At 36.6% G+C, this 26072-nt stretch carries 28 protein-coding genes; 13 read left to right on the top strand and 15 right to left on the bottom strand.

Annotation, left to right across the window (positions count from 1 at the left end; all coding sequences use genetic code 11):
• Window positions 1-3 precede the first annotated feature (3 nt).
• Genes GJE18_RS10585 through hisIE form a run of 6 tightly spaced genes read left to right on the top strand, consistent with a single transcriptional unit; the run spans window position 4 to window position 4223 of the window.
• Entirely contained in the window at window positions 4-1020 is a 1017-nt protein-coding gene (locus tag GJE18_RS10585; RefSeq protein WP_060551866.1) for a pyridoxal phosphate-dependent aminotransferase, read from the top strand.
• Window positions 998-1573, top strand: a complete 576-nt coding sequence (gene hisB / locus GJE18_RS10590) for an imidazoleglycerol-phosphate dehydratase HisB (protein WP_085622980.1) — start codon at window positions 998-1000, stop codon at window positions 1571-1573. Before GJE18_RS10585 ends, hisB begins: the two co-directional genes overlap by 23 nt.
• Window positions 1570-2163 (top strand): imidazole glycerol phosphate synthase subunit HisH, encoded by a 594-nt coding sequence (gene hisH / locus GJE18_RS10595; protein WP_085622978.1) that lies wholly within the window; start codon window positions 1570-1572, stop codon window positions 2161-2163. Before hisB ends, hisH begins: the two co-directional genes overlap by 4 nt.
• Window positions 2138-2842: a 1-(5-phosphoribosyl)-5-((5-phosphoribosylamino)methylideneamino)imidazole-4-carboxamide isomerase gene (hisA, locus tag GJE18_RS10600; RefSeq protein ID WP_085622976.1), complete on the top strand. Its 705-nt coding sequence runs from the start codon at window positions 2138-2140 to the stop codon at window positions 2840-2842. The genes hisH and hisA overlap by 26 nt, the downstream gene beginning before the upstream one ends.
• Window positions 2839-3603, top strand: a complete 765-nt coding sequence (gene hisF, locus GJE18_RS10605; protein ID WP_107368612.1) for an imidazole glycerol phosphate synthase subunit HisF — start codon at window positions 2839-2841, stop codon at window positions 3601-3603. The genes hisA and hisF overlap by 4 nt, the downstream gene beginning before the upstream one ends.
• On the top strand, window positions 3594-4223 hold the full coding sequence (hisIE, locus tag GJE18_RS10610; RefSeq protein ID WP_107368613.1) for a bifunctional phosphoribosyl-AMP cyclohydrolase/phosphoribosyl-ATP diphosphatase HisIE: 630 nt from the start codon (window positions 3594-3596) through the stop codon (window positions 4221-4223). Before hisF ends, hisIE begins: the two co-directional genes overlap by 10 nt.
• A gap of 66 nt (window positions 4224-4289) precedes the next feature.
• Here hisIE and GJE18_RS10615 read toward each other — a convergent pair whose 3' ends face one another.
• The 4 genes from GJE18_RS10615 to GJE18_RS10630 form a co-directional block, all read right to left on the bottom strand.
• A complete protein-coding gene (locus GJE18_RS10615; RefSeq protein ID WP_157951744.1) occupies window positions 4290-5069 on the bottom strand; it encodes a Csa1 family protein in 780 nt (259 codons plus the stop codon).
• A 141-nt stretch (window positions 5070-5210) separates the two neighbouring features.
• Window positions 5211-6212 carry an ornithine carbamoyltransferase gene (gene argF, locus GJE18_RS10620; protein ID WP_085622969.1) on the bottom strand — a complete coding sequence of 334 codons (1002 nt, stop codon included), beginning with the start codon at window positions 6210-6212 and terminating at the stop codon, window positions 5211-5213.
• Between the two features lie 180 nt (window positions 6213-6392).
• Window positions 6393-6848, bottom strand: coding sequence for a hypothetical protein (locus tag GJE18_RS10625; protein WP_165886149.1), 456 nt, complete (start codon window positions 6846-6848; stop codon window positions 6393-6395).
• A 21-nt stretch (window positions 6849-6869) separates the two neighbouring features.
• Window positions 6870-7010 carry a hypothetical protein gene (locus tag GJE18_RS10630; RefSeq protein ID WP_165886150.1) on the bottom strand — a complete coding sequence of 47 codons (141 nt, stop codon included), beginning with the start codon at window positions 7008-7010 and terminating at the stop codon, window positions 6870-6872.
• A 155-nt stretch (window positions 7011-7165) separates the two neighbouring features.
• Here GJE18_RS10630 and GJE18_RS10635 point away from each other — a divergent pair, with 155 nt between their 5' ends.
• Complete coding sequence (locus GJE18_RS10635; RefSeq protein WP_107368615.1) at window positions 7166-7915, top strand: DUF429 domain-containing protein; 750 nt, start codon at window positions 7166-7168, stop codon at window positions 7913-7915.
• Between the two features lie 19 nt (window positions 7916-7934).
• Here the strand turns inward: GJE18_RS10635 and betA are convergent, their stop codons facing one another.
• Window positions 7935-9629: a choline dehydrogenase gene (gene betA / locus GJE18_RS10640; RefSeq protein WP_107368616.1), complete on the bottom strand. Its 1695-nt coding sequence runs from the start codon at window positions 9627-9629 to the stop codon at window positions 7935-7937.
• 21 nt (window positions 9630-9650) lie between these two features.
• Window positions 9651-11150, bottom strand: coding sequence for a betaine-aldehyde dehydrogenase (gene betB, locus GJE18_RS10645; protein ID WP_060551877.1), 1500 nt, complete (start codon window positions 11148-11150; stop codon window positions 9651-9653).
• Window positions 11151-11433: 283 nt separating this feature from the next.
• On the opposite strand from betB, the gene cudC reads away from it, so the two are divergent.
• Window positions 11434-11994, top strand: coding sequence for a choline uptake/conversion transcriptional regulator CudC (gene cudC, locus GJE18_RS10650; protein WP_107368617.1), 561 nt, complete (start codon window positions 11434-11436; stop codon window positions 11992-11994).
• A gap of 248 nt (window positions 11995-12242) precedes the next feature.
• Here the strand turns inward: cudC and GJE18_RS10655 are convergent, their stop codons facing one another.
• The 3 genes from GJE18_RS10655 to GJE18_RS10665 all read right to left on the bottom strand — a co-directional run bounded on the left by GJE18_RS10655 (window position 12243) and on the right by GJE18_RS10665 (window position 15281).
• The gene (locus GJE18_RS10655; RefSeq protein WP_060551879.1) at window positions 12243-13859 is read right to left on the bottom strand and encodes a BCCT family transporter; all 1617 of its coding nucleotides are present in this window, start codon (window positions 13857-13859) and stop codon (window positions 12243-12245) included.
• A gap of 658 nt (window positions 13860-14517) precedes the next feature.
• Window positions 14518-14763, bottom strand: coding sequence for a hypothetical protein (locus GJE18_RS10660; protein ID WP_133173697.1), 246 nt, complete (start codon window positions 14761-14763; stop codon window positions 14518-14520).
• A 41-nt stretch (window positions 14764-14804) separates the two neighbouring features.
• A complete protein-coding gene (locus GJE18_RS10665) occupies window positions 14805-15281 on the bottom strand; it encodes a GNAT family N-acetyltransferase (RefSeq protein WP_107368619.1) in 477 nt (158 codons plus the stop codon).
• A 256-nt stretch (window positions 15282-15537) separates the two neighbouring features.
• Here GJE18_RS10665 and budA point away from each other — a divergent pair, with 256 nt between their 5' ends.
• Window positions 15538-16245: an acetolactate decarboxylase gene (gene budA, locus GJE18_RS10670; RefSeq protein ID WP_107368620.1), complete on the top strand. Its 708-nt coding sequence runs from the start codon at window positions 15538-15540 to the stop codon at window positions 16243-16245.
• Window positions 16246-16327: 82 nt separating this feature from the next.
• Here budA and GJE18_RS10675 read toward each other — a convergent pair whose 3' ends face one another.
• Window positions 16328-17767, bottom strand: a complete 1440-nt coding sequence (locus GJE18_RS10675; protein WP_107368621.1) for an alkaline phosphatase — start codon at window positions 17765-17767, stop codon at window positions 16328-16330.
• 274 nt (window positions 17768-18041) lie between these two features.
• Window positions 18042-19481, bottom strand: a complete 1440-nt coding sequence (locus tag GJE18_RS10680; RefSeq protein ID WP_107368622.1) for an alkaline phosphatase — start codon at window positions 19479-19481, stop codon at window positions 18042-18044.
• 218 nt (window positions 19482-19699) lie between these two features.
• On the opposite strand from GJE18_RS10680, the gene GJE18_RS10685 reads away from it, so the two are divergent.
• Window positions 19700-20350, top strand: a complete 651-nt coding sequence (locus tag GJE18_RS10685) for a zinc ribbon domain-containing protein (RefSeq protein ID WP_107368623.1) — start codon at window positions 19700-19702, stop codon at window positions 20348-20350.
• 72 nt (window positions 20351-20422) lie between these two features.
• On the opposite strand, the gene GJE18_RS10690 is transcribed toward GJE18_RS10685, so the two are convergent.
• Together GJE18_RS10690 and GJE18_RS10695 are read right to left on the bottom strand one after the other, a co-directional pair.
• Window positions 20423-21037 (bottom strand): DedA family protein, encoded by a 615-nt coding sequence (locus GJE18_RS10690; protein ID WP_060551885.1) that lies wholly within the window; start codon window positions 21035-21037, stop codon window positions 20423-20425.
• A 117-nt stretch (window positions 21038-21154) separates the two neighbouring features.
• Window positions 21155-21565, bottom strand: coding sequence for a hypothetical protein (locus GJE18_RS10695; protein ID WP_085622846.1), 411 nt, complete (start codon window positions 21563-21565; stop codon window positions 21155-21157).
• A 261-nt stretch (window positions 21566-21826) separates the two neighbouring features.
• Here GJE18_RS10695 and GJE18_RS10700 point away from each other — a divergent pair, with 261 nt between their 5' ends.
• On the top strand, window positions 21827-22099 hold the full coding sequence (locus GJE18_RS10700; RefSeq protein ID WP_103346255.1) for a DUF2316 family protein: 273 nt from the start codon (window positions 21827-21829) through the stop codon (window positions 22097-22099).
• Window positions 22100-22267: 168 nt separating this feature from the next.
• Here the strand turns inward: GJE18_RS10700 and GJE18_RS10705 are convergent, their stop codons facing one another.
• Both GJE18_RS10705 and GJE18_RS10710 read right to left on the bottom strand, forming a co-directional pair.
• Window positions 22268-22369 carry a type I toxin-antitoxin system Fst family toxin gene (locus GJE18_RS10705; RefSeq protein ID WP_107365594.1) on the bottom strand — a complete coding sequence of 34 codons (102 nt, stop codon included), beginning with the start codon at window positions 22367-22369 and terminating at the stop codon, window positions 22268-22270.
• Window positions 22370-22503: 134 nt separating this feature from the next.
• A complete protein-coding gene (locus tag GJE18_RS10710; protein ID WP_060551888.1) occupies window positions 22504-23514 on the bottom strand; it encodes a HoxN/HupN/NixA family nickel/cobalt transporter in 1011 nt (336 codons plus the stop codon).
• Window positions 23515-23727: 213 nt separating this feature from the next.
• Between GJE18_RS10710 and GJE18_RS10715 the strand changes: the two genes are divergently transcribed.
• Window positions 23728-24405: a response regulator transcription factor gene (locus tag GJE18_RS10715; protein WP_037565806.1), complete on the top strand. Its 678-nt coding sequence runs from the start codon at window positions 23728-23730 to the stop codon at window positions 24403-24405.
• Entirely contained in the window at window positions 24398-25882 is a 1485-nt protein-coding gene (locus tag GJE18_RS10720; RefSeq protein ID WP_060551889.1) for a sensor histidine kinase, read from the top strand. Before GJE18_RS10715 ends, GJE18_RS10720 begins: the two co-directional genes overlap by 8 nt.
• Window positions 25883-26072: the final 190 nt, after the last annotated feature.

The raw sequence follows: 26072 nt of genomic DNA on the forward strand, positions 1-26072 counted from the left end.
CTCATGATTCACATGGATAAAAACGAAAGTCCCATCCAACCTATTTCAAGGCAAACGATGCACGCGTTATTAGATGAATGTGCCTATCATCTCTATCCGGATGAGGCCTATAACGCTTTTAAATCGGCTTACGTTAGGTATTATGGCAACCTTGACACCGAGCAACTCTGTATCGGTAATGGGTCTGATGATTTAATTCAAAAGTTGATGATTGCGATGCCCAAAGGGCCTTGTCTCGCTTTACATCCAGATTTCTTTATGTATCAAGATTACGCACGACAAGTTCAACGCCCTATAGCCTATGTTGACGCAAACGATGACTTAACTTTTTCAATTGATGCCATCGTTGCTCGTATTCATGAAGTACGCCCGAGTTTCTTCATCTTTAGTAACCCACACAACCCAACAGGTTATCGATTTAATGAAAGTGAAGTCGCTCGTATGCTAGAGGCCGTGTCGCAACACGACGGTTATCTCGTAGTAGATGAAGCGTATGTCGAATTTTCAAAACCACTTAAAATAGACATGACAGAAAAGCTTTTACGTATGCGGACATTATCAAAAGCATTCGCAATTGCAGGACTTCGCCTAGGCGTCTTAATGAGCACCAAAGAAACCATTGATATCGTGAAACAGATCGAACATCCATATCCAATGAGTGAATTCACTTTAAAAGTCGGTCAACACCTATTTAATGAACGCGCCGATACGGACGCATTCATTGCACATCAACGCCATCTCAGTACACGACTTAAAACCATTTTACAAACTTATGCGTCTTCATGGATGACGGTTTATCCAAGTGATACCAATTTTGTGCTCACAAGAGGCACTGCAGCAATTGCGCTAGGAAACTATGTCAAAAATCATGGCTTCCTTCCCCGCTTTTATAACGCTGAATCAGAAAAAGCGATGGCGCAATGTGTGCGCTATTCCATCGTAACAAATGAAGCACTAGATCAATTCGAACGTATTGTAAAAGAATGGAGTGAGCAATATGACGTATCAAATGAAACGTGAAACGAAAGAAACGAAAATCGCCATAGAGATCGCACAATCTGCTGACAGTCATATTGCGACAGGTGTTGGATTTTTAGACCATATGTTGACACTGTTCAGTTTTCATAGCGGTATCGGGCTTCACATCGATGTCAACGGTGATACTTGGGTAGACGATCACCACACGACGGAAGATATTGGGATTGTCCTCGGGCAATTGTTTTTACAGATGATTAAAGAACAACGGCATTTCGAACGATACGGCACACAATACTTACCGATGGATGAGACACTTGCGCGTGCCGTGGTCGACATTAGCGGACGCCCCTATCTCTATTTCAACGCATCATTTAGTAAAGAAAAAGTGGGCACATTCGATACTGAATTGGTGGAAGAATTTTTTAGAGCACTGGTCATTAATGCGCGCCTAACTGTACACATTGATTTACTTCATCAAGGCAATACACATCATGAAATTGAAGCCATATTTAAAGCATTTGCACGTGCGTTTAAACAAGCACTCACACCTACAAACGATGCACGCGTCCCTTCTTCAAAAGGAGTGATCGAATGATTGCAATTGTAGATTATGGACTCGGCAATGTCTTAAACGTCAAACGTGCGATTGAACATTTAGGATATGAGGTATGTTTAACACGTGATGTTGTGTTATTAAAACAAGCTGATGTGCTCATTTTACCAGGTGTCGGTCATTTTAAAGATGCCATGACTACCATCCAGCGCCATCAACTCGATTATTTTTTAAAAACGACGACACAACCGATGATAGGTATTTGTTTAGGCATGCAACTGTTGTATGACTGGAGTGCTGAAGGTCACGTCAATGGACTTGGCCTAATTCCTGGCAAGGTTGAAGCGATTCAGACATCTTACACTGTACCTCATCTAGGTTGGAACACGTTACACAGTTCGTTTGAAGGCTTTCATCAAGATGTTTATTTTATTCACAGTTTTCAAGCGCCAATGACTGATAGCGTCATTGCCTATGCCGATTACGGTGCTCAAATTCCAGCGATTGTTCAACATCAACATTATATTGGCATTCAATTTCATCCAGAAAAAAGCGGTGATGACGGTTTAAACATTCTAAAACAAGCGCTAGAGGGAGGTTGGAAATATGATAAAACTATGGCCCGCCATTGATTTAATCGATGGACAAAGCGTGCGATTAACAGAAGGACAGTATGCGACATCAAAAAAAATGTCCCGTACGGCTGAAGAAAGCATCGATTTTTATAATCAATATACTTGCGTAGATCGTATTCACATCGTCGATTTAATTGGTGCAAAACAACAAACTGCGACAGAAGCCGCCTATATAGAAACACTCATCAAGCGAAGCAACAAACCCGTAGAAGTTGGTGGAGGCATTCGTAATGAAAAGACGTTACGCGCCTATTTTAATGCAGGAGTTGATTACTGCATCGTTGGCACACAGGCCATTCAAAATATCGGTTGGATCCAAGAGATGAGCACATTATTTCCCGGGAAACTATATGTATCCGTTGATGCTTACGGTCGTAATATTAAAATAAACGGTTGGTTAGAAGAGACCGCTCTCGATTTGATTGACTTTTCTAAAGACATCGCAACTTTCCCCATAGGCGGTATCATTTATACAGACATTTCAAAAGATGGGAAGTTAAAAGGCCCTAATTTTAAAACGACTGAACAGCTTGTTGAAGCAGTCGATGTTCCCATCATCGCCTCAGGAGGCATACGACACCAAGACGATTTACATCAATTAGAAGCCATCGGAGTTCATGCTGCTATTGTTGGTAAAGCTGCACATCACTCTGATTTTTGGGAGGGATTGTCATGATAAAAAAACGCATCATTCCTTGCCTAGATGTCAAAGATGGTCGTGTCGTTAAAGGCGTTCAGTTTAAAGAATTACGCGATATCGGAGATCCTGTTGAACTCGCGCTATACTATAATGCGGAAGGTGCCGATGAACTCGTATTCCTAGATATATCTAAAACTGTAAAAGGTCATGATTTAACATTGGATGTCATACGACGCACCGCAGAACAACTTTTTATCCCTTTAACCGTCGGTGGCGGTATCTCGTCATTAGAGGATATCTCCCATGTTTTACAACATGGTGCAGATAAAGTTTCACTGAATTCCGCTGCGTTAAATAACCCTGATTTAATTCATCAAGCGAGCGAAAAATTCGGCAAGCAATGTATTTGTATCGCCATTGATAGTGATTATGATCCAATCGAAAATGATTACTTTTGTTGTACACATGGGGGTAAAAAACGCACATCCAAGCGTGTATATGATTGGGTGAAAGAAGTTGAGGCACTTGGTGCAGGAGAATTACTTGTAACAAGTATGGCCTTTGACGGTATGAAACAAGGCTTTGACATCGATCATTTAAATGGCATTGCCAAACGTGTTAATATTCCAATCATCGCATCAGGTGGCGGTGGGCATGCCGAGCACTTTACTGATTTATTTACACGCACTCACGTTTCAGCAGGACTTGCAGCAAGTATTTTACACGATAAGGAAACAACAATTCGTGAGATTAAACGTGCACTACATGAAGGAGGTGTCCCTGTACGATGGCATTAAATCCCGATTTTTCAAAAGGTTTACTCCCTGTGATATTACAAGATGCTGAAACACACCAAGTCCTTATGTTGGGGTACATGAATGCAACAGCATTCCAAAAAACGATTGACACTGGTGTCGCTTGGTTTTACTCACGCTCTAAACAACGCTTATGGCAAAAAGGCGAATCATCTGGTCATATCCAACGTGTCGTTGATATGCATTTAGACTGTGACCAAGACACCCTCTTATTATTTGTAAACCCAGAAGGGCCCACATGTCATAAAGGCACTCAAAGTTGCTTTAATACGCCGGCACCTTTTCATCTGAAACAATTAGAAACTGCAATTCAACAACGATTGAAACAAACTGACACGGCATCATATACGCATTACTTGATGACACAAGGTCGTGAAAAAATCACCAAAAAATTTGGTGAAGAAGCGTTTGAAATTGTCATTGCGACGATGAACAACAATCAATCAGAAGTCATTGAAGAAAGTGCCGATTTGTTATATCACCTAGCCGTATTATGGCAAGAACAAGGTGTTTCAATTGATGACGTAGAAGCTAAACTTGCCGAACGTCATCAAACAAAAAACAACTTTAAAGGTGAGCGCGCTAATATTGAAACTTGGTGAATACCAATTGAGTTATAAAAATAACCGATTCACATTTATATGTGACATCGGTTATTTAGCTTCTTTTCAGTTTGATTTACTTCGAACAAAATGAATGGTTTCATTATAGGACATCGTGGCCTCATCCTCGCCGACATAATTGATATGCCAAACATCCTTATTTTTATCATCGTTATTTCCAATTTCATCGATTTCTAGTTGAGATGATTTATTAAATTTATATTGGTACCAATCAGATAATAACTTCAAATTCGGATCATTGTCAGGAAGATCATAATTAAATTTATAATTATTATTTTTTTCTGTACCAGAAAATTCTACATGTTTTGCTTTTTTTATATCTATTTTTTCGCCATGTTGTATAAGCAATTTAACGTTTTTAATATTCTTCTCGATTTCGGGAGGCACTTTCTTAGTTGGACGTAATTGACCACCTTTGTATTCAATCGGAACTTCCTTACTTTTTTCGGTATGAAATGAATCATCACCTGTTCTGTAATCTAGTTCATATGTTCCTGTAATTGTTTTATTATTACGATTTACATCTAGGCATATCGACTCGTAAATCGGAGTCTTTCCGTTGTTTACCTTTCTATAGATACTTGTTCGAATCACCCATGTCCCTTTGTCATCTTTTGAAAAGAAGGCATCTCGTTGCCCTTCTCTATCAAAAAATGTTTCTAAACGACGCGTCGGGTAAAAATCGAGTTGCTTTTGCACTTGACTTGATAATTCATTTTGAAAATTATTTTCAGCTGTTTCAACGTTACTCCAGATAAATTTAAGAAGGATGATTGGAATAATGATGATGATGATTCCAATCACTATGTATTTGAGCCACTTCACCGTTGATATCCCCTATCTATATTAAACTTTAATAATATTATACTTAAGTTATTGAGATTTGAACAACTTTTATTTTAAAAATTTCATTAAAAAAAGGGTCAGACAACACATGTCCGACTCCTTCAAAATCTATCATTTATTTTAAAATACATCTCCTAATGTAGCGGCGAGTATCGCTTTAATCGAGTGTAATCGATTTTCAGCTTGCTCAAATACAACTGATTGTGCGCCATGAAAAACATCGTCTGTGATTTCCATTGCTTCAAGCCCAAATTGTTGATGTATTTTTAAAGCTGTTTGTGTTTCTAAATCATGAAAAGCAGGTAGACAGTGCATCACAATCGTATCAGGATTTTCTGTTAAAGCCAACATGTGAGCGTTCACTTGATATGGCAATAACGCATCAATACGCGCCCCCCATTCTGACGTATCTGCCCCCATCGATAACCATACGTCTGTATAAATGACATCCGTATGTTGTACCGCTTCTTTAATATTTTCTGTTATGCATAGTTGCGCACCACTTTCTTGTGCATACGTTTGTGCCAATTGTTGTACAGCCGTACTTGGTTGTAATGATGACGGTGCCGCTATATGTACATTCACCCCTAGAATAGCGCCTGTGACTAATAAGTCATGTGCGACATTGTTTGCCGCATCACCTACATACGTTAACGTTTTGCCCTTTAATGACCCAAAATGTGTTTTCAAAGTCATAAAATCAGCAATCATTTGGGTTGGATGCCATTCATCTGTTAATCCATTCCAAACAGGAACACCTGACGCCTGACTTAATGTTTCTACGTCACTTTGTTTGTACCCTCTAAATTCAATACCGTCATACATACGTCCTAGCACATGTGCAGTATCCGCTATCGATTCTTTCGCACCTAGGTGAAAATCACCTTCACCGTAATAGTCGACTTGTGCACCTAAATCTTTTGCAGCCACACTAAATGCAGCACGCGTTCGAGTTGAAGGTTTCTCGAAAAGTAATGCGATATTTTTCCCCTTTAAATAAGGATGTGGTAACTGATGCTTTTTCTTATGCTTCAGCTCCAATGAAAAATCAATGAGTGTTTCAAGTTCTGCTTTCGAAAAATCAATCGTTTTTAGAAAGCTTTTCCCTTTAAAATCAGTAATTTGTTTTAATGTTGTTGTGTACGTCCCATCTAAACCACGTCCTCTTTTTCGAATGTTTATACAGAATAAATTATATTTATACTATATAGTGTATCATTATACTAGAGTGTCTTTAGAAGTCAATACATGATTTATAAAAAAAGACATGCCGAAACATGTCTTTAAAAATGGTTTCTATATTTAAATTTGTGGGATATTTTCTATAGCTTTAATATTGTTATTTTCAACATACACGCGTATGGTATGCGCATTATTTTCATCATCATCATAGTACCAATAGTGATTATTTTTTAACGTAGGGGGACCATGTACGTTTAAAAATGCCTCTGTTGTGACAAGTTGTGGTACGATGTACAAATTCGACACAATACGATTGTCGTAATGAATACCGATATTGCCATAGATGAAAACCTCTTTAGTATCAATGCGTATTTTTGATGAAGGTTCACCTAACATCTTTTGCGCCTCACGTTGTGCCATACCGACGTGAATGCCATCATATGAACCCGTATGAGCATGATGCATAAATTCTTGGCTAAAGGATGAACTTAATACATTAATAGACGTATTTACTTTATGTATTTCTTTCTTATTCTCATCTGCATGTGTAGGTGATAGATAAATTAAACGCACCATAAATACAGAAACGATGAGAATCTATACTATCATCAATACGCCTATCACCCATAACCACCGTTTGGCAGATGACATTGCTGTGATATCGGCGTCCTGATTCCCACAAAATTCACAATTTGATTTCTCACATTTTGAGTAGCGCGCATCTGGATGATATCGCATTGGTTTTCCCCCTATCACATTTAAAATATGTGTCATGTCTTATTCCTAACAAAACTACATTCAATAATATTCTAACTTTTTAACATGATTTTAGTATTAATCTCATGTTAAGTTTACAGTGACTCAAATTAATATAAATGAAATAGGTGATTGTGATGATTTTTATTGGTATTGATTTAGCGTGGACACCACATAAAGAGACAGGAATATGTGTGTTAAGCCAATCCGGTGAAGTGTTAACCCTTTGCGCCGATAGTTATTCCATCGAAGACATCATACGCATCATAACGTCATATCATCCACCTCTGAGTATCGGTATCGACGCCTCGCTTATCGTAAAAAATGAGACTGGCGCTCGTGAGGCCGAAAGACTACTCATGAAAACGAAAATCCATGGTTATCGCCAATACGCTTTTATTGCCAATCGTCACTTTTTAAAGAATACGTATGGTGAGATACGGGGAGAAATTTTGTTATACGCGCTAAAAGAAGCATATCCAGATTTAACTTTACATTTATCTAAAACAAAGACACATGTCATAGAAACCTTTCCTACTTCAATAACCTGTGGCTTGTTTCCTGAATACTTTCCTTTTCGATATAAACAAAAACGCCATGTCTCTTTCAATCAATTCATTCAAGGCCTTCAAACATTGTGCGACTGTTTGTTATCTCAAAAAGGTCCATATACTTTATACGGGTGCAACTCGTTAAAAAACATTGATTGGACTAACTTGACACGCCATACGAAAAAGCATATCGAAGATCAATTGGACGCCTTACTTTGCGCATACGGCTTGTATACACTTTTTCATGATTTATCCACACCGCTCTTATGTGGGGTGCCAGAAGACGGCGCAATCGTCATTCCTATAAAGGAAAATAAAAACACGCTCGACCAATGATAGGTCAAGCGTGTTATTTTTATTCGATTGCCCCAGCTTTAGGATCTGATTCACCATGAACATAGTAATCAACATATTCAGGCTCTAAAGGTTTTACCCCTTTAATAATATCTGCAGCTTTTTCAGCTAACATTAAAACTGGCGCATGGATATTACCATTTGTTGTTGTAGGCATGACAGACGCATCAACCACGCGTAAGTTTTCCATACCATGAACTTTCATTGTTAGTGGGTCAACGACAGCCATTGGGTCTGAGGCTGGTCCCATTTTCGCACTACAAGATGGGTGTAATGCTGTTTCAGCATCACGACGTACCCAATCTAAAATTTCTTCATCTGTTTGAACTGAAGGTCCTGGTGAAATTTCGCCACCATTGTATTTGTCCATCGATGGTTGTTTTAAAATGTTTCGTGCAACGCGAATCGCTTCAACCCATTCTTGTCTATCTTCTGGCGTAGATAAATAGTTAAAGACAAATTCTGGTTTTTCATATGGGTTTGTTGATTTAATTTTTAAATATCCACGTGAATTTGAATACATAGGTCCCACATGAACTTGATAACCATGTGCAGTTGGTGCTTTTTGGCCATCATATCGTACTGCTAACGGTAAGAAGTGGAACATTAAATTTGGATATTTCACATTGTCATTTGAGCGTACGAATCCGCCACCTTCAAAGTGGTTACTTGCCGCAGCACCCGTACGACGTGTTAACCATTCAATACCGATAAATGGCATTTTTAATTTATTTAAGCTTGGTTGCATTGATACCGGTTCTTTACATTTATGTTGTACGTACACTTCTAAATGATCCTCGAAGTTTTCACCCACACCTGGCAAGTGGATACGTGGTTCAACGCCCACAGAACGTAAGTGTTCAGAATCACCAATACCAGACAACTGTAATAATTGTGGTGTATTAATCGCACCACCAGATAAGATGACTTCTTGCGCTAATACTTTATGCAATTTGCCATTTCGTTTGAACGATACGCCCGTTACGCGATTGCCATCAAAATGAAGTTTTTCTACAAATGCACGTGTTTTCACAGTCAAGTTCGGACGTTTCATCGCCGGACGTAAGTATGCACGTGAAGCAGACACACGACGACCGTTATGAATTTGACTATCAAAAGGTCCGAAACCTTCTTGGCGATATCCGTTCACGTCTTTTGTTTTATGATAACCAGCATCTACTGCCGCATTAAAGAATGATTCAAACAATGGGTTGTCTGCTGGGCCTCGACGTAATTTTATTGGACCATTTAAGCCACGGATTGGATCATCTTTATCTGCACCAAATGCAGTTTCTAAACGTTTAAAGTATGGTAAACAATGCGCATAATCCCATGTATCCATACCTTCAGGTTTACCCCATTTTTCATAATCTAATGGATTTCCACGTTGATAAATCATACCATTGATAGAACTTGAACCACCGAGTACTTTACCACGTGTATGGAACACTTTACGACCACCCATGTGTGGTTCTTCGGCCGTTTCATATTTCCAGTCATATAAACGATTACCTGATGGATACATTAATGCAGCTGGCATTTGAATGAGTAAATCCCAAGGGTAATCACTACGCCCTGCTTCTAATACAAGTACCTTTTTATCTTTATCTTCACTTAAACGTGCACCTAAAACGGAACCTGCACTTCCGCCTCCGATAATAATGTAATCATACATTTTGTCGTACGCTTTACTCATGAGTGAATTGCCTCCTTCAAATTATGCGTTGTTTTTACCAAACCATCCGATTGGTTCTGGGTTTGTATTCATTAAAATGTGTTTTGTTTCTAAATATTCATCTAAACCTTCGTGACCAAGTTCACGGCCAATACCTGATTGCTTATAGCCACCCCATGGTGCTTGCGCAAAGTATGGATGGAAGTCATTGATCCAAACCGTACCCATACGCATTTTCTTCGCAACGCGGTTGGCTTTACCGATATCTTTTGTGAAGACGCCCCCTGCTAAACCATAGATAGAATCATTTGCGAGATGAATGGCTTCTTCTTCAGTGTCAAAACCTTCAATTGTGACAACCGGTCCAAATACTTCTTCTTGAACGATACGCATAGATGTATCACAATCTGTAATCACTGTTGGTTCAAAGAAGAAACCGTTCTTCAAGTCGTCACGCTCTGGACGTTTTCCACCAATCGCAATCGTCGCACCTTCTTCTTTAGCAATCGCCATATAGCTTTCAACTTTGTCGCGGTGTGCCGCTGAAATTAATGGTCCAAGTTCTGTTGATTCATCAAAACCGTTACCCATTTTAATGTTTTTAATACGTTCGATGAGTGCTTTTTCAAAATCTGCTTTAATGTCGTTATGCACGATAATACGTGAACCTGCTGAACAAACTTGACCAGCATGGAATAACCCACCATTTAAGGCTTGGTCTACCGCTAAATCAAAATCAGCATCGTCAAAAATGACATTTGGATTTTTTCCCCCAAGTTCAAGCGCTATGTTCGTAACGTGATCTGCTGCTTGTTTCATGATGCGTTTACCTGTTTGAATCCCACCGGTAAATGAAACAAGATCGATATCTTTATGCGTTGACATGATGTCTCCAATTTCTGAACCTGCACCAAGTACTAGGTTTACGACACCTTTAGGGAAGCCGACTTCTTCCATTAATTCAAATACACGAATTGTCGTTAATGGCGTGATTTCACTTGGCTTCATGACAATGGAACATCCTGTCGCAAGTGCGGGTGCAATCTTCCATGACGCTTGTAGTAATGGATAGTTCCAAGGTGTGATTTGCGTCACAACGCCCACAGGTTCTTTAACGATTTTACTGTCCGTATTAGGAATTGGAGAGTTAATGATCTCGCCACCCACTTTATCCGCTAAACCAGCAAAATACATAAAGACGTTATGAATGTCATCCATATCAGCACGAGATTCTTCTAGCGTTTTACCTGTATCTAACGTTTCAAGTTGTGCAAGTTCCTCACGATGTTCTTTAATTTTGTCTGCAATTGCACGCACTTTTTGACCTTTCACATCTCCTGTTTCATCCGCATAAACCCCTTCATCGAATGAACGGCGTGCTGCTAAAATAGCACGTTCAACATCTTCAGTTGTACCTTCAGCCACTTCTAAAATGACTTCTTGATTATAAGGATTGATGATTTCACGTGTTGCTTTGTTACTGCTTTCAACCCACTCGCCATCAATATATTGACGACGTGATAACTGTTTCACAAATTCCATCAAACGACCCTCCGTTAAGTTTGTTAAGTTTTTGTTTAACGAATTTCACAAAGTAAACTTTAACATTACCAACATGCCTTGTCAATCTTCATACTTTTTACTTACCCCATAGGTTTTAAGCTTAAATGAATTTAAATTATGCACCGGCTATTGTTTTCATGTGACGCTCTTTTAATCTCAGTTTGTTAAAAAAGTAATAAATATTTCTAATTTCTTTAATTTTATGGGTATAATGCACTTAAATCGTGATAAAATATAACGTGCAAATTGGAGGTGTGCTGTCATGAAAAAAACAAAATCTTATGAAATACAACTTGAAACAGCGAAAGACATAGTGATTAATTCTATTGCAGAAACGATGGATTTATATGGCATTAACCGTAGTGTTGGTAATTTATATGGCATCATGCTTTTTAAAGACAGCATGACTTTGGATGAAATGCGACAAGAACTCCAAATGAGTAAGCCAAGTATGAGTGCAGGTGTCAAAAAACTACAAGAGTTAGATGTCGTGAAACAACGATTTACGCGAGGAAGTCGCAAACAACATTTTGAAGCAGAAAAAGACTTTTTCGACTTTTTCAGTAATTTCTTCACAAAAAAATGGCAACGTGAGTATACGGTAAACTTTGCAGCAGTTAAAGAAGCAGAAGCCATTATTGACCACATCTTAGCAGCGGATGATGTTGATGAAGCTACACGAGAAGAAGCAGAAGAGATTAAAACACACATGGCCCATTCTCGTGTCTATTACCACTGGTTAGAAAATATCAGTAATGCAATTAAAACAGGTGAAATTTTCGAACATTATCCAATTCCAGACCCTCAAGAAACGGAAAAATAAATAATCTGAAGAACTTTACATTTTAAACTGTCTACAAAGCATAGCGCTTTGTAGGCAGTTTTTTGTGCTAATTATTGAGATACGAATAACGTCATTGTCGTTGGTAAAAAATATGGAATAACACATCTCCACACTTTTATGCGTATGAAAATACAAGACATTAATTCAACACCATACAAAAAGACAAACCTATCTTTATCTAAGTTAGGTTTGTCTCATTTGATGAAGGGATCCGCCCCTCCACTTATTTATAAATTATCATCGTCTTCATCATCTTTCTTTTCAGAGACTTGGACAATACGTAACGAACGGCGCTCAATCTTTTTAAACCGTTCTGCGCGTGTTTGTAATGCGATACGATCATTAGAAAGAATCATAATAAACGAAACCATGATAATGACGAAAATCGCAATTAACGGAACACCGGCGACAATTGAGGCTGTTTGTAGAATTTCAAGTGCTTTTTCCCCACCTACTAACATTAGTGAGAACGGTAGTAAGCAGAGCGCAAATGCCCAAAATAAACGATTCCATTTGAACGGCTCCCCATCAACTTTCATTTGTGTCGCTGCTGCGACAATGTAGGATGCTGAGTCAAATGTTGTCACTAAAAATAAGAACGCAGACATAATAAATAAAACAACAACAACTGTTGAAAATGGTAATTGGCTAATGACTTCAATAATTGTTGCTTCTGTACCATGTGCATTTAAATATTTAACTACATCAAATTTCCCTGAAATTTGAAGATATGCAGCATAATTTCCGAAAATACCAAAGAACAAAATACATCCAAATGTACCGTATACAATTGTTCCTAAAATCACTTCTTTCAAAGTACGACCTTTAGAAATACGAGCGATAAATAAACCAATAAATGGCGCATAGACAATCCACCATGCCCAATAGAATATTGTCCATGTTTGTGGGAAATTCGTCTCTTTTCTACCGCCAATACCGCCAAACGGTTCAAGCCATGTTGCCATTTGGAAGAAATTTTTCATCATATTTCCAAAGCCCGTTACCGTTGTTTCCATAATAAAAATGGTAGGTCCAACAATGAAAACAAACGCGAGTAACACAAACGATAACCATACGTTTAAGTCACTTAATAACTGTATTCCTTTTTTCAAACCTTGATATGAACTATAGGCAAATACCGCTGTAATACATAATAAAACGATGCTTTTAACAACCATACTGTGCCCATCAAGACCAAAAAGTTTTTCTAAACCTGCTGTAATCATTGGTACACCTAAAGCGAATGACGTGGCTGTACCACCCATTAATCCAAAAATAAATAAAATATCAACAAGTTTACCTAAAAATTTGTCCGTTTGACCTTTCAAAATAGGTCGACATGCTTGGCTAATTTTAAATATAGGTTGCTTTTTAACAAATACAAGATATCCAATAGGTAACGCTGGCAACACGTAAATCGACCATGCGATAGGTCCCCAATGGAACATACCGTACATTGTCGCATACCCAAGAGCCTCTTCACTCATTGGCTTTGCGCCAAATGGTGGTCCTTGGAAATAATAGGCCCACTCAATCACGCCCCAATATAAAATATCCGAGCCAATACCAGCACAAAAGAGCATAGAAGCCCATGCAAAATCACTAAATTCTGGTTTATCACTTGCACGGCCAAGTGTAACTGAGCCGTATTTACCAAAAGCGATATATAAAACAAACCCAAATATAGTTAAGCCGAGGACTAGATATAGTGCCCCAAGTTTAGACGTTACAAAATCATTCATTGCCATGACGACAGATCGACTTTGGTCAGGAAAGACCATCATAGGAATGACAGTAAGTAAAAGTGCTAATGCTGTCCCTATAAAAACGACCCAATCTATCATTTTCCGATTTCGAAGCAATAGAAGCTCCCCCTTTATGTATTGAATCAATTACATTGCTTTTCTTGCTGAAAATCTACAGATGTGTTTCGTCTTAATACATGCCTTAGGGTATCTAATAATTCATTTTAATGCAAATTACATACAATTACTTTGTGACAACTTAATGAATATATATAACATCCTCATTAGAAGAATATTGTCAAAACGCCTTAATTAACTACATAAAGAACGTTAAGAATTTACTTAACAAATTAAAATTTGGATTTTTATGCACTATACGTGAATATTTATTTATTTGTAAATAATGTGTTTTCTAAGTTGATTTTAGAATTTTTAAGGTTTTCATTTTTGTGTTTTATAGACTTACTATGTTACTGCATTTTAAAAATGACATTTTAAGTGAAAATCAGAAGCATACTTTTAACAAAAATACACTTTACACAAAACGATTCTTGTATAATCGATTGTTACTTATTGCGTGATATTCACGACAAAAATTTTATTTTTAATCTTGGCTATTTCTCAATTAATTTAGATTACATTGTTATGTTTAACGGCAACAATGATGGACACGTCCTTATTGATCAATCATCCCACTCATTGAATGTAAATGTTGAAATAAAAAAGCACATCTACATCATTCGTGAAGTAAATGTACTTATTGCAAATAACTGATAAAAGATATGATTAACAGCAAAACGCCAACAATTAACGAGAAAATGCCGAGCCACTTTCTCGTACGTATAGAAATAACCCCTATAGTCAAAATAATGAGCGCTTGCAAGATAAATTTTATCGATAAATTAAATTGAATGATTTGGAGCATGTTTAAACATAGAATCATTAAAATAATCGTTCCAAGAATAAATGCCAACCACTCATAAGGCAAAAATATCCTTTTCATGTGTCACCCCATTAAAAATATGTCACGCACATCCTCAAATACTATAACTTTTTGACCATACGTTGTTCTCTAAATCCTTCATCTTCAATTTCTTCGCCATCAAATTGATAACCATGTTTTTCATAAAATTGAATGGTATCAAAATTCATATCAACGACCCAAAGTGAACACTTGTTAACATATGATTTCATATCATCTTCAGCATGTTTCATTAACTCTGTTCCAATACCTTTATGTTGATATTCCGGCAAAAGATAAATCGTATAAATTTCAAAAGTATCCTTTAAATCGTCATCTTTTGAAGGGCCATACATAATAAAACCTACAATTTGGTGGTCCACTTCAGCTATAAGGCAATCTGTATTAAACATTTGATGTTTCTTGAGATAACCTGCTTCTGTTTGATCCTCTAGATGTGCTTCTGGCAAAATCCCTTTATACGTATGTATATATGATACGTAATGGATTTTCGCGATTTCTGGAATATCTTTGAGTGCTTTACGCCTAATCTTAACCATCCGCTTCACCTCATTTATTTGGATTATATTAAATATATCATAGTTTTATTTACTAAAATAAAAACGTAATAAGGACTAATATAGATTGCACCCACAACTGGAATTTGTTTTTTCATTGACATACAGCCCCTTTTTCAAAACGTTAATATTATTATAAATGATCTCATAAAATGTTGAAATGACACAAGTTGTTTAAAAATAGGAATTTAAATAGAGGTATAATAAAATATATGAAACTTTGAAGGGGTGTCTTTGTATGCTTTCACATACGATTTATCAACATGGTACATTAGGCGTAATTATGACAGGTGCACTCGAGGGAACAACTTCTATCGGTGAGATGTTACGCTATGGCAATTATGGAATTGGGACGTTAGAAGGTGGTGATGGAGAAGTGATGATACAAGATGGTATCGCGTATCACATTAGTGCTACAGATGAAAAAGTACGCATTTTAACGGATGATGCACGCCTTCCCTACGCTAATATGGTTGATTTTCATGCCGACTCAACATTTCATAGTCAACAAGATAATGAAAAAACGCTGTATGAGAAAATTCGTCAAATGATGCGGAGTAAAAATTTATTTTCAGTTGTTAAAATCAGTGGTCGTTTTAAACACATGCATGGGCGTGTCATGCCAAAGCAAGATCCACCGTATAGAAAGTTAGTTGAATCCGCACGTCAACAACCTGAATATCAATGCAATCAAGTAGAAGGTACGATTATCGCATTTTATACACCAGACTATTACCATGGTGTAGGTTCAGGCGGTTTTCACGCGCATTTTTTATCACAAGATCAGACATTTTTAGTTCATGTTCTAGACTTTGAAACGATAAATGTACGCGTTGAAATCCAAAATTGTACACAATTTCACCAAATCCTTCCTACAACATCTTCTTTTTTAGAGAAAGATATAGACTTTGAAAATATATTAGAAGATATTAAAGAAGCGGAGTAACCTTTAAGATTGTAAGCCCTCAATATTTACTCAACTATAAAAACAATGCCCCTCATATAAGCGGGGCATTGTTTAATCTGCTTTATTTATCTCCAATCATTTCGAACATTTTCTTGGCGTTATCAGTATTATCGATATTTCCTCGGAAATGTTCAGCGCCTGGTCCGTGCGCATAAATATCAACATCTTCACCTGTATGGCCCGTTGACGTCCAACCTGTTAAAGATTTGTCGTCGATTGGTTTTTGGATGGTCTCATGAAGCTTTTGAAGCTGTTGTTCATATTTTTCTTTATCTTTGTCTTTATTGATTTTACTTAACTTTTTAGCTTCTTTTTTCATTTTCTTCATGTCTTCTTTACTCACTTCAAAACCATATCCTGCATTAATGGCTTCTTCTACACTTTTACCTGCTTCAATTTGTTCTACCATCCAACGTCCTGAATGTTTCATTTGACGAATGGGTTCTGGTTTCCAATTGTACTCGCCATCTTTCCCCATCGATAAACCACCTGTTGAATGGTCCGCTGTTGAAATGACTAACGTATCTGGATGTTCATTGGCATATTGAATGGCATGTTCAAATGCTTTCTCATAACTTTTCATTTCAGACATGACACCTGTCACATCATTTGCATGTCCTTGTTTATCGATAGACGCACCTTCTACCATAAGGAAAAAGCCCTTGTCATTTTTTGAAAGTTTATCTAATGCTGCTTTTTGCATATCGACAAGTAATGGATTTTTTTCAGGCGCATCAATTTGTAATGGCATATTTTTTTCTGCAAATAAGCCAAGAACCTTGTCTTTTTTAGAAGTCGCTAATTGCTGTTTATCTGTGACAACATCATATCCATCTTTTTTAAATTTTTGATCTAAATTGCCGTTTTCTTTACCGAAATATTGAGATCCGCCACCTAACAATACGTCAACTTTATGGTGACCGTTGATGCGTTGATTATAAAATTGCTGAGCGATTTCATTCTTTTTATCTCGATTATCTACATTCGCTGCAAATGCCGCTGGTGTGGCATCGGTAATTTCAGCAGTTGACACTAAACCTGTAGATTTCCCTTTCGTTTTAGCACGTTCGAGGACTGTTTCTAAGTCTTTTTTATTGGTGTCTACACCGATAGCACCATTATATGTTTTCACACCTGTACTAAATGCTGTACCACCCGCAGCAGAATCAGTTATATTTTCTTTTGGATCATCAGGGTGTGTTTGATGAGCACCTACTAAATAATCATCGAATGTTGTTCTATCCACTTCTTTCGTTTTAGGATTGTCTGCAAAATGACGATACGCTGAATTATAACTTGGCCCTAGACCATCACCAACCATAAAGATGATATTTTTAGGATTTTTAGTATTACCATAGACAGATGCTTTTTCTTCTTTTGATTGTTGTTTATGGGCTGTATTATTTTCATTTGCACTCACCATTGGTGTTGTCGCTAATAGAGATGATGCCACAAGGGTACTCGCTAATGTCACTTTTGATAACTGTTTTCTATATTTCACTACGTATTTAACTCCTCTACATCAAAATTTAATTCATAGTCATTGTAGAGTGCGATTTTAAAGCTACAGTTAGGTTTTCATTAAAATAAAGTAAATGCCAAACCATTTTCTCTTAATAATTGTTTTATATTTATTTTATTTATTATTACGCAAAAACATCGGATGTTAGGCGCACATCAAATAAAAAAAGACGTTTAAATCATACATGATATGCATAATCTAAACGTCTCAACTATACAGATAATGAGATGTATTTACTTTTGTTCAAAAACAATTAGTTCTTAACATTGTTGCCAAAGAAATCAAAAATTTGTGTAGCATTTTCAGTGTTATCTATATTACCTTGCCACTGATTAGAACCCGGACCATAGGCATAAGTGTTCACATCTTCTCCAGTATGTCCATATGTTGTCCAACCTGTGTGAGATTGGTCATTAATAGGTTTTTGAATGGCATCTTGCAGTTTTTGAAGTTGCGCCTCATATTTGCCTTTATCTTTTTTCTCATCTAAACCTTTGATCGCATCGGCTTCTTTTTGAATCACATTAATTTGCGATTTAGACACGTCAAACCCATATCCAGCTTGAATTGTTTTCGTCACATCTTTACCGCTTGCGATTTCTTCTGCCATCCATTTGCCTGAATGTTTCATACTTTGGATTGCTTTTGGATCCCATTTGTAATCTTTTCCTTTACCGATTGTCAATCCACCCGTGGAGTGATCTGCAGTCGCAACAACTAATGTTTCTGGATGTTTTTGCGCATATTTCATCGCATTTTCAAAAGCTGATTCAAAGCCTGACATTTCTGACATAACACCTGTAATGTCATTCGCATGACCTTGTTTATCAATCGATGCGCCTTCTACCATAAGGAAAAATCCTTTTTTATTTTTAGAGAGCTTACTCAATGCAGCATCTTGCATATCAGATAATAACGGATTTTGTTTTGGTGCATCAATTTGTAGCGGCATATTCTTATCTGCAAAAAGACCGAGCACTTGATCTTTTTTAGAGTGAGCTAATTGTTGTTTGTTTTTAACAAGATCATATCCATCTTTTTTAAACTTTTTATCAATATCCCCGTTTTCTTTCCCAAAATATTTGGCGCCACCACCAAGTAATACATCCACTTTATGCTTACCGTTAATGCGGTCATTATAAAATTGTTTTGCGATTTCATCTTTTTTATCACGACTATCGATGTGTGCAGCGTACGCCGCTGGTGTCGCATCTGTAATTTCTGCCGTTGAAACTAGTCCTGTTGATTTTCCTTGAGATTTAGCACGTTCAAGAACTGTTTCAACAGGTTTTTTATCTGGCGTCACGCCAATTGCACCGTTGTATGTTTTATGACCCGAACTAAATGCAGTGGCACCAGCAGCAGAATCTGTAATATTTTCTTTAGGGTCGTCTGGGTTTGTACGTTGTGTTCCCACTAAATAGTGATCAAATGCCGTTTTTTCCATTTCTTTTGTATTAGGATTATCTTTGAAATAACGATACGCTGAATTATACGATGGTCCCATTCCATCTCCCACCATAAAAATCACATTTTTAGGATTTTTTGTATTTCCATACATAGCGACTTTGTCTTGCGCTTGATTTTGTTTACTTTGTGCCTTCGCATACGTTGCTTGTGAGACACCGAGGATGGATGAGGCAATCAATGAACTTGCGAGTGAAACTTTCGTTAATTTACCAACTATTTTCATATGTAACTAACCCCTCTTAATATTATTGTTTACAAACGTATTATATATACTGTTTTTGAACCAGAATTTGATTTCACTATAAATTTGAGTAAAGAGAATCATAATCATTACTTTTTACTAATAATATAAAGAACAGAAGCCTGTCATATCATAAACTTTCCTAGTATTTATAAATTGATTTCATTATAATAACCTTAAAGAGAGAAAGGTGTGATTTCATGCAACAATGTCAACATTGTGGGGCACCCATTGAACAGTACACGCGTATTTGTCCACATTGCGGTCGTTCACGTTTCGAACCCCCTACACCACCTAAAAAACCTTCATCATGGTTATTCAAAATTTTAGCCTTCTTCATAACTTTTTTAATTATTGCCGTTATAGTGAGTATTGGTTTTTTAGCAATGCGATTTATGAATACAGACATAAACTTTGATTTTACACCTAAAAAAAGTGACAAGGCGTTGCCTCATACGAAATTACAACATGTAAATGTTTTATCACCTGAATTTAGTGCACAGTACATGAATGTGAATCGCATTGAAGGGTATCAAGGATTTAAACTTAATCAAACACGAAATCAAATCGAACAGCAATTTGGCAAAGCTGAAAAAACATTTAAGGTTGGCGATTTAAAGGTCCACCAATATGGTGACATTGGCGTTTCATACAGTAACGACCGTGTTAATCATGTTTTGGTGACACCTAACAATGTTTCTAACCATGCATTCATCGCGGTTCATAACCGTCCTGATGCAGACCATGGCCACTACTGGTATTATGATAAAAACAACCAAAATGGCTATACCATTAAAGTTTATGTAAAAGATGGTCATATTATAGCTATAGAAAATATCCCACAAATATAAAATAGACCTGACACGTTACACATTAACGTTTCAGGTCATTTTTTGTTGTTCCACATGAAACAAACTTTTTAATTAGATTTTACTTTTTTTACCACGGTGCCACCAGCGATAGATAAGGTATAAGACAGCTAAAGCTAAAATCACGACAAATATTTTAGAATATATACCCACATATTGAATAATTTGATGAATATGATCACCTAAAGTCATCCCTAACGTGATTAAGAATATATTCCAAATTGCCGTACCTATAGCTGTGAATAGGATAAAGTGCAACATATTCATACGCGTTAAGCCGGCAGGAATAGAAATAAGCGTTCTTAATATCGGAACTAAACGTGCGAATAAAATCGCCCAGTGGCCGTATTTTTCAAACCACGCAGACGTTTTATCTAAATCTTTACGTTTAATTCGAACATATTTACCATATTTATCAATCCAACGATACAAACGGTCCTCACCAATTAATAAACCAATGTAATATAACACCACTGAACCCGCTGTAGCAGCCACAATCGCAATGAAACATACAATCCAAAAATTCATTTCCGTACGGGTAGTCATGTAGCCGGCAAACGTAAGCACAATCTCTGACGGAAAAGGGTGCAAGATATATTCAACAAATATTAATAGAAAAATGCCAAAGTAGCCATAATGGCTCATTACATCAGTAATCCATTGCTCCATGTTTTTCACCTATTTACTATGAGAATATCGTTCATTATAAATTTTACTTACCCATTTTACCATAAATGAATCTTTGACATGTTGTTTGTCATTTCTAACGTTTGATATACCCATATATTATTCCATCACTTCTTTAAATGGATTATCCATCTCATAATCATAGTATTTTTCCTCAAATTCTTCATTCCGATGCTCATACACTGCTCGTGATACGATACTGGTACGACGTTCTAAGCCGTAATTTTCTATATAAATACCATTACGCGCTTTTACGTATGGCACGACTTTCGCTTTAAACTTTACCTCTTCCCCAATCAATGCGCGACAACGATCGAAATACCTTTCGCGTTCATATAACCATATGTGATCAACGTCTATCCCTGATACAGAAACATGTTTTAATAAAATTCTCACATTCCGTTTCCAAGGCGCAGACATATCTAACTTATTTTTATGGTCAACAGCAGTGATAACACCTGTCACAATCACTTTGCGATTTTTGAATGGTTCTAATTGTGTTCGTTGCATCGGTTCACCACCTTTCGACGCACCCTATTAAATATAAATATACCCTTAATTGTGAGAAAAATACAAAAATTCGTATTATAGATATACTCAATTTAATCGTTTGAAATACACAAAAATGCATAGAGGCAGTCTAACCGGACACTTCCCTAAGACACCCAGGATGTCTAAAATGCGTGTTTTCCCTAATTGACGCAATGATCTAATGCTCATATGATAGATATACACACACATATTCAATCCACCATGAAAGAAGGTTTCATTATGTTATTGACTGAAACACAGCGTCAAACCACACGACAAGAGTTATATGCGCATTATGAAGACACATCATTAAGTTTAGAAGCGCTCGCAACTCAATTAGGAACTAGCCCCAAAGAAGCACGCGACATTTTGAATATGAACATGAGCCATATGGATGAAAAATTATTTTACGACCGTTTAATATCAGTGATTAACTTGTTGAATTCAATGATTACTCAAAAGGGTGGTACGCCACAATCCTATACGTATATAGATCAAATCACTAAGCAATGACATGAGAGAAAACATTGTAATGGCGCATTGTAATTAACTTAATCAAGTCATTTTGCATTACCCTTACAACTCATGTTATAATTTCATTAACAAGGATACTAATGTAGAAGCACCAATCCCCTCACTACTGCCATAGTGAGGGGATTTTTTGGTGTTGGCCCATGTCGCCTATTTATGCTTATTGCCACGCGTGCGTAGCCAATGCGCAAAAAGCGTAACAATACAACCACTGATGATCGTGGTCGTGATGTGGACAAGGATATCTAACATAGAACGCACCTCCTCTCTACGTCAGATTGACGCCTGAGAGATAGGCGACGTTAAAAGTATATCATCTGTCGTCACACTACGCATCCGCTTTAAAATATATTAATAATAAACATTTATAGCATATTTACTATCAATTAATTGGGTGTGTTTTCTATTTTGAAAACTTTCCATATTGTTACTGATACAAGCCATGCCAAAATGAAAACAATGACCAAACCATAACCCAACCATCCTACATCAAGTTGAGTAATCCATCCTCCTATGCCTGTCGTCCAATGTTGTTTTTCGCCAATCAGCTGTAAAATTTCTAATACACCAATTATCAACGCGGCAATGACAGAAATTGAAGTGATAGTTATGTTGTAGTATATTTTACGCACTGGTGTTTCAAAAGCCCAATGGTAAGCCTCAGTCATCACAATACCATCTAAAGTATCTAATAAGCTCATACCAGCCGCAAACAATATCGGTAACGCAATGATACCGATTAACGGCAAAGTTCGTTGCGCAGCACCTGCCGACAACGCTAAGAAAGATACCTCACTCGCTGTATCAAATCCTAATCCAAATAAAAATCCTAATGGATAAACATGCCAACTTTTAGATATAAATTTAAAGAAAGGTTTTACAAGGTGAATCATAAACCCTCTGGAATTTAAAAGCGCATTTAATTGAACAGATGTGATATGTTCCGCGCGCACCTTTTTAAATAATTGAATCAACTGAATTAAAATAATTAAATTAATAACCCCAATAATAATAAGGAAGAAACCCGACACTAGCGTACCTATTAACCCACCTGTATCTTGGAACGTAGCGATGTGATCTTTTGCCCAATTCACTGCAACCCCTAGCAACACAGCCATTAAAAATACGACTGAGGAATGTCCTAAAGAAAAATAAAAGCCTACGCCTGTCGGACTTTCCTTTTGTTCCAATAATTTACGTACTGTATTGTCAATGGCAGCAATATGATCTGCATCAAATGCATGACGTAATCCTAAAGTGTAAGCTATAAACCCCATTCCGATTAAAATAGGGTGTTGCCAACCACTAAAAAACAAACCGCCAAAGCCGAGTATGTGTAAAAGCAAAACAATTCCCAAATATGGGCCTGCATTTTTAATATTTCGATTAATTTTCATAAAATCACCATTACTATATTATAATAATAAAAGGATACACTTTCTTCTTTGTAAGTTAAAGCGAAAGCATAAAAAATATTTTTAAATAAACATAAAAACCAACACTTCCTTGACATTTTGTTCAAAAGATTAGATTATTAATAGATTTAAAGCTACCTTATTAGTAAGAAATATGCTTAAATGAGTGATAAAGAGAAAAAAAGAGGTGCAAACATGAGCAACAAAATTTTAATTATTGAAGACGACCTAGATATACAAGCATTGATCCATTTGTCACTCACCTCTCAACACATTGGTGAGGCTGATTGTGCGAGTACGTTTAATGAAGCCCTGAAGTATCTTCAGTCGCATACTTACGATGTGATTTTGTTAGATTTAAACTTAAACTCTGAAAGTGGTTATGAATTATTAAACGAAGTCGATCAAACACAAACAAAAGTGTTAATCGTAACAGCTAAAGATACAAGCTATGACGTATACCGAGGTTTTGAAGAAGGTGCTGTCGATTATATTAAAAAACCATTCGACCCGATGGAACTTGCTTATCGCGTAAAAATACATTTGAAACCAAAACGCGATTATATGTATCAGTTCAAACATCTTAAAGTGAACTTTCGTACAGCTGAAGTGTGGATTCAAGACGAGCCAGCGAATTTAACAGCGCGTGAATACGACTTATTAGAATACTTTATTAGTAACCCAAACCGTATCTTAAGTAAAGAACAATTATATGCTCAAGTTTGGGGTTATGAAACAGGTGTCGACGACAATACGTTAATGGTACATATTCGTACGTTGCGTAAAAAAGTAGAATTAACACCAAACACACCTGAACTGATTCAGACTGCCCGTGGTAAAGGATACATTTACCGAGGTCAATTGAATGAATAAGCGCTTTATTATTAAATTTGCGAAATACATGTCGTTGTACTTTTTTGTCACGACATTATTGACACTCGTAGGATTTATACTTTTCACGTATTTGGCAAGCAAACCGTCACATATCAACAATTTAACAGAGTTTGACTTGGAGCTTTATCCCCCCTACTCACCTAAAGAAGTAGAAGTACCAATGCCTGTTTTAGAGCTCGCCAAACAAAGTAAAGCAGACGTCTATGTGACTAAATTGAACGGCACTATTGTTTACCCACATAATGTGAAAGGGAACATCAAATCCCGTTTAATAAAAAATGCCTATCAATCGCATTCAATCCGCTATAAATACGGCGCTGAACATTATTATTTTATCTATATTTATCCTAAAGGCGAAAATCCAGATATTAAAAATGTCAAAAACATCGATGTTCACATGTTGCTTGAAAGTATGCGTACGAACGGCTTAAATCCTTATGAATTTAATATTTCAAATGGGAATTTAACGTTTTATGAAAACAGTGGGATTGACCGTTTTGATACAACTATCGTTCAAGAACATACAAATACGATTTATTTAAGTTGGTTAGTGATTATTATTGCCAATATTGTATCCATCTTAATCTTTTCATGGATGATCTCACGTCGTATTTCGCGGCCACTCTTTTTCTATTCCCGTTGGATTAAAAATTTAAGTGTCGGTCGCCTGCATCAACCTGATGCACGTGTTCATAATCGTGAACGTACACGCAGGATTTATCAAGAACTTGACGATGCAATATTCACATTGAATAAACAACTTGTAAAAGACCGCTTTTATCATGATCAAATTCAATATTATAAAACGAAATGGATATCTCAAATTTCGCATGATTTAAAATCTCCACTCACATCGATTTATGGATTTTCTAAACTCGTGCGTGGCGCAACTGATGCAGATCAACAACATCTCAAATTGATATCTGAAAAAGCAGACTATATTCGAGAAGTCATTGATAACTTAAGCGCACAATTCAAATATGAAACTGAACAAATGGAATATCATCGTGAAGCCTTTGAAATACAAAGTACTGTTGAACGCGTAAAATCTACTATTGGATTTGAAAAAATCAAAATAGATTTTAACTTTCCACCAGAAACTACATTTTATGGCAATAAGCTCTATTTTGAACGCATGTTATTTAACTTAATCAATAATAGTTTAGATCATAATGCTATCAACCCAGATATCACGATTTCATTTGATATAGATGCAAGAGATTTGTTTATTGACTATCAAGACAATGGCAAAGGATTACCAAGTTATAAACTTGATGATCTCATAAAAAAATCGTATACATCTAAAAAAGAAAAAGGAGAACACGGCCTCGGCTTATCAATTATTCGCGATGCTGTCGACTTCCATCAGGGTGAATTAACACTCGTGCCATCAAATAAAGGTGCACATTTTAAAATTTATTTACCAACAATCACACAAAGCAATGATAATAAATAATAGATACAAATAGTTAAAAACCACCACATCAAATTGTGGTGGTTTTTATACACGTATCATTGTCGAACAAAAACCTAGCGAATGTGTATGCGATTTACAGTTTTATAGTATGTTCCATGTGTCGTCAATTCTCTCGTTACATTACACTTAATTAAATTTTATGGTGTTATCATTCATAATTATACAAGAT

The organism is Staphylococcus agnetis, from assembly GCF_011466855.1.
GTDB lineage: Bacteria > Bacillota > Bacilli > Staphylococcales > Staphylococcaceae > Staphylococcus > Staphylococcus agnetis.